The following is a 1,548-nucleotide window of genomic DNA, read 5'->3' on the forward strand; positions in this document are numbered from 1 at the left end:
GTCATGCTCATACGATACGGTGCGGCCTGCGTTATCGGTCACGGACGAAATATGTCCGTTCGACCATGCCAGCGTATAGCTGCCTGCAATGCCGTCAATTCCGGTCAGTTCATCGCCGTTGTAGGTAAGCTGTGCTACCGGCGTACCATCGGGATTATAGACGGTTTGCAGCTTGCCGCTCTTGCCATCATTCGAGAAAATGAACGCTGCGCCGTCCTCGTGCGTCATGCGGTAGCTGCCGTCTGCTTCATTTTCCAGAACAAAGCCGCTGTCTGCCAGAGAATCATAGCCGCCGCCACGGAGCGTAAGGAAGATTTGCTCCTCACCGCCGGGCATTGTCACACGGATAATACCACGGTCATTGATGAGCGAATAATCGTAACTGTGCGTAAAGCCAGTACCCAGCGCACCCTTGTTGTAGCGCGAGTTGTAAACACGAAGGAAGGTCAGCGGGATAATGCCTTCCAGCTTCAAGTCCTCGTACATGAAGTTGTACGCACCTGTTACCATGTTTACAGGGTCAAGGTTCTGGTAGTCCAGCACCAAGCCTTCCAGTTCGGGGAAACCGGTCAATTCATTGCACGCCAGACTGCCGCTGACAAACTGCTCGTACAGTTTCTTGCGTACTTCATCGGACAAACTGCCTTTCAGCATGAGGAACGCCGCCGTGCCATCTTCACCGACAACATAATCACGGTAGTCTACCAGCAGTTCGGTACTGACAGCAAACTTTTTCTTGCCGTTCTCCTGCTTCTGCGGCCAAGTATAGTTCTGACCGTGCGTGTGGCTATCATCACTGTCGGTACACTCAACATTCTTATCCGGTCTGCCGAGCGGTTCAATTTCTACGGTCAGATAAAACACATCTTCATCGAGGTTCGGACCGATAATCGGAATACCATTGAGAGAGCCGTCCCATATAAGCGTGTGCTTCATCATGGCTACCGGCTCAATATCTTCACCGGCAAAGTTCTTGTCTGCTTGATAAATGCCGTCCTCGGACAGTTTTACCAAACCGCCGTCCGTTTTGGTTGCCGGTGTGTAGGGCGATACCATAGTGTCCGGTGAATCTTCGGGAAGCCATGCTTTAACATCGTTTGCACCGGAGAGCAGGTAATTCTCTACAATCGAGCCGACAAATTCTTTCTTCAATCCATCGTCCGAAGGACTGCGGACATAGACATTGATATTCACATACTGCGTAAGCTGATACCCAAATTCCAGTTCCAGATAACCGGTATGCGGGTCGAATGTGCCGCCTTTGATTTCTGCTGCCTGTGCGTCGATGATTGGCACGAATCCAATCACCATGCAAAAGCACAGGAACAGAGAAACTACTCTGCGGACTAATGCTTTCTTCATAAGTTTACCTCCAACTATTCAGGAGTTCTTCCGTTTCTAATTCTTTCTATCAGTGCTTGTGCGTGATAGCGGCTTCCATGATGTTGCCATACGCCCAGTTGCTCTGGCTGACATCGGGGAACGGACAAGCCATGCTGTGCAGTTCGGTTGCCGTTTCATAGTTTCTGCCGAGCATACGGTTTATCA

At 50.6% G+C, this 1,548-nt stretch carries 1 protein-coding gene; it reads right to left on the bottom strand.

Going from position 1 to position 1,548, the window contains the following annotated elements; all coding sequences use genetic code 11:
• Window positions 1-1,362 (bottom strand): DUF6531 domain-containing protein (locus DW806_RS14845; RefSeq protein WP_147358122.1); only part of this gene is annotated, 1,362 nt, incomplete at its 3' end.
• Window positions 1,363-1,548: the final 186 nt, after the last annotated feature.

The sequence above is a fragment of the Butyricicoccus sp. AM32-19 genome (assembly GCF_003480365.1).
GTDB lineage: Bacteria > Bacillota > Clostridia > Oscillospirales > Butyricicoccaceae > Agathobaculum > Agathobaculum butyriciproducens.